This window comes from Corynebacterium sp. (genome assembly GCF_030535495.1).
Classification (GTDB): Bacteria; Actinomycetota; Actinomycetes; order Mycobacteriales; family Mycobacteriaceae; genus Corynebacterium.
In genome coordinates, this window is sequence record NZ_JAUNRW010000158.1 from 1 (window position 1) to 3436 (window position 3436).

The following is a 3436-nucleotide window of genomic DNA, read 5'->3' on the forward strand; positions in this document are numbered from 1 at the left end:
CTACGCCTTGAGCACGTAGCGCAGGATCTCCACAACCTGGTCGGTGGTCTGGCACCAGGCCTGCGCAGCAGCGTCGACCTCCTTGAGGGGGTGGACGATGTCGGCGTCGTGCAGCGTGACGTAGGGGGTGTTGAGCGCGGCGCAGTAACCGGCGTCGAAGGCGGCGTTCCACTGCTTGTACTCGCTGCCGAAGCGGACGACGACCATGTCGGCGGCGTCGATAAGCGTACGCGTGCGGATGGAGTTGACCTTGGAGGACTGGTGGTCGCGCCAGAACTGGCTTTCGGTCTCACCGAGGTGATCACCGGCGGCGTCGCTGGCGGGATGATCGGTCACCGGGGCGGTGAAGACGACATCCAGGCCCGCGGCCTCGGCGCCGCGCTGGATCTCCTCGCGCCAGTCGGTGTGGATCTCGCCGGACAGGTAGACGGTGAAAGACATGTCTCATTCCTCTCGGGTAGGTGCGTTCACTGCCGCACCCTACCGAAATCCGCTGGGTAGAGTCGGGGCCATGGTGGACCATTTTGAGGAGCACGTGCGCGCGTCATGCCGCGTCGCCGAGGATCTGGCTTCGCGTATCGACGTTGACGGTGCTGCGGCCCTCTTCCCCCGCATCCGGCGCGCGTGGATCGAGGCCGAGATGCCGTCGCGGTGCCCGGAGGCCTGGGCGCGTATCTGGCGCGCGGTGGGTGACGCCGACCCGGCGCGGGTGATGTCGGCCCGTGAACTCCGTGCGCTGGAGGACCTGCCGACCACGGTCACGGCCTACCGGGGATTCTGTGGGGACGGTGCCCGCGGCTGGTCGTGGACCCCGGAACGCGAGATCGCCGAGGACTTCGCCGTGCGTTATGACGAACCCGCCTTCCTCTGCGCCGTGACCGTGGGAAAGGACGCGATCATTGTATATCTGCTGGACGGCGACGAATCCGAACTCATCCTCGACCCGGAGTTGATCGACTGGGATGAGGCACGCATCGAAGCGGTGGAGGACACCGACCGGGATTGGTGAGCTGGCGCGCAGAACCTACAGCGGCCGCTTGAATCCGATGTGGCTGGCCCGGTAGCCCAAGTCCCGGTAGAACGCCTGGGCCTTCTCCCGGGAGACATCCGTGGTCAGCTGCGCCAGGGAGGCACCGCGCACCCGGCCATGTTCGTGGGCCCATTCCAGCATCGCCGTACCCAGTCCCTGCCCGCGCACCTCCGGAGCCACGCGCACACCCTCGATCTGCAGCCGGGTCGCACCACCGCGGGCCAGGCCGGGCAGGACGGTCAGCTGCATGGTCCCCACCACATCGCCGTCCTCATCCACCACCACCGCCAGGTACTGGAAGGGATCGTGGTGGACGGCATCGAAGGCCCGTTCATAGGCGGCGAGGTCGTTGGTTTCGCGCGTTGCACCGAGGTCGTCGTCGGCAAGCAACGCGACGATGGCGGGGACATCGGCGCGGGTCGCCCGCTGGACGCGGTACTCCCGCTCCCCCACCGCCAACAGGCCGCCGACGGATTCCCGGGCCCGGGCCTGCAGATCCGTCTCCAGGGCGTCGAGCCAGGCGCCGACGTTGCGGCGCGCCTGCTCGGTGTCGGGGTAGCGGCAGCGCAGGTGCAGGCCGGTGTCGTCGAGAATGAACCACAGCATCACCCCGTCCGGCCGGATCTGGGCGCCGACGTACTGCGCCTGCAGCCCGGCGGAGTCCACGCGGACGGGCAGGCGGCGCAGGTCCAGCCAGGAGATGGCGAACATGCCGGGTGCCTCGGGCATTCCTCCCCAGGGCTCCATGATCTTCTCCAGGGGCCAGGATCCGAGCTGGACCGCCTCCTTCACCGCCGCCTTACAGGCCAGCGGGTCCGGGTCGGTGGATTCGAGCACGGAGTTGGTGATGAACCAGCCGACCGAGTCGTGCCAGCGCTCGTCGTAGCGGCTGTGGACGGGGAAGACGGCGCGCAGCGGGGCGTCGGCAAGCGCGCTCGTCACTGCCGTCATCGCGGCGACAACGGTGACCAGGGAGGAGACCCCGTCCTCGCGGGCCTGGGCGGAGAAGGCGGCGGCGTCGTCGACGTCGAGGACATCCCGGATCTCCACGCGCTCACGGTGCGGCCCCGGGTCACCGAGCGGCAGCGGGAAGCACGGCATGGCGTCACCGCTGGCCGCGAGCACCTCCGCCCAGCGGGCGTGGATCTCCGGCGGGATGTCCGCCCGATCCTGCAGGGAGGCGGTGTGGTCGGAGAAGGAGGGAACCACCTCGACCTGTTCAGGTTCCAGCAGGTCGCGCAACACCACCAGCATCGACCACATGTCGGTGTGGGAGTGGTCGACGCCGATGATCACGGTCGTCTCCGCGACGGTCTCAATGACACACATCCGGTGCGAGGGCTGCGAGAACGGCGTGCAGTGCGCGTCGAGCACCGCGCGCACCGCATCGTTCATCGACTGCCCCGGCTCAATGGGGTGCCCCACCCACTCTCCCGCACTGACCTCGATCTCCTCGAGCGCCAACTCACCGTCGTCCTCGACGAACACCGAGCGCAGGGTGCCGTGGCGGGCGATGACGCTCAGCCAGGCGTCGGAAAGCTTCTCGACGTCAGCCTGCCCCGGCAGCGTGAAACAGATCGCCATCCACGACCCCGGCCGATCCCCCGCGCTCACGTGACGCCGCTGGTCGAAGGAGATCGGCAGGCGCCGGCCCGTCCGGCGGGTGACCACGTCGAAGCCGCGGAACCGACCGAAGGGAAGGCGCAGGTGCGCTACATTGGTGAGTCTCACCCAGGCAATTCTAGAGGGAGAACAGCTCATGCGTTTCACCGTGCCGGGCGCCGAACTGGCCGCCGAATACAGCGACGAGCACGGCCGCGCGGTCGTCCAGCTCCACGGACTGACCTCCAGTCGGGCGCGCGACCGCCAGCTCGACCTCGATCTGGGACGCGGGCTGAGCGGCACCCGGCTCTTGCGTTACGACGCCCGCGGCCACGGCCACTCCACCGGCCGGCAGGTCCCGGAGGACTACCGCTGGCAGAATCTGGCCTCGGACCTGCTGCTGCTTCTCGACGCCCACTTCCCCGACGAACAGGTCCACGGCGTCGGCCCCTCCATGGGCTGCGCCACCCTCCTCTACGCAGCGCTCGCCGATCCCGAGCGCTTCAGCGGGCTCACGCTCCTGGTTCCGCCGACCGCCTGGCAGACCCGCAAGGCGCGGGCCGGGGAGTACGAGCGCACCGCGGCGCTCGTCGAGAAGCAGGGGGTGGGCGCTCTGCAAGAAGTTGAGGAAACGCGCCAGGTCCCCCCGGCGACAATCGGGGTCCCCGAGACGCTTCCCGACGTCCCCGCGGACCTGCTCCCCTGGGTCCTGCGCGGCGCTGCGCTGAGTGACCTACCGGATCCCCGCGAGCTCGAGTCGATCACCGTCCCCACCACCATCCTGGCCTGGACGGAAGATCCGGC

The 3436-nt window shown here is 69.2% G+C and carries 4 protein-coding genes; 2 read left to right on the forward strand and 2 right to left on the reverse strand.

Annotated elements, in window-relative coordinates; genetic code table 11:
• Positions 1 to 441, reverse strand: a complete 441-nt coding sequence (locus Q4F73_RS12010) for a YtoQ family protein (protein ID WP_303359577.1) — start codon at positions 439 to 441, stop codon at positions 1 to 3.
• 70 nt (positions 442 to 511) lie between these two features.
• Here Q4F73_RS12010 and Q4F73_RS12015 point away from each other — a divergent pair, with 70 nt between their 5' ends.
• Entirely contained in the window at positions 512 to 1009 is a 498-nt protein-coding gene (locus Q4F73_RS12015) for a hypothetical protein (protein WP_303359578.1), read from the forward strand.
• Between the two features lie 15 nt (positions 1010 to 1024).
• Here Q4F73_RS12015 and Q4F73_RS12020 read toward each other — a convergent pair whose 3' ends face one another.
• Positions 1025 to 2761, reverse strand: coding sequence for a GNAT family N-acetyltransferase (locus tag Q4F73_RS12020; RefSeq protein WP_303359579.1), 1737 nt, complete (start codon positions 2759 to 2761; stop codon positions 1025 to 1027).
• 28 nt (positions 2762 to 2789) lie between these two features.
• Between Q4F73_RS12020 and Q4F73_RS12025 the strand changes: the two genes are divergently transcribed.
• The coding region (locus Q4F73_RS12025; protein ID WP_303359580.1) for an alpha/beta fold hydrolase at positions 2790 to 3436 on the forward strand (647 nt) is incomplete at its 3' end.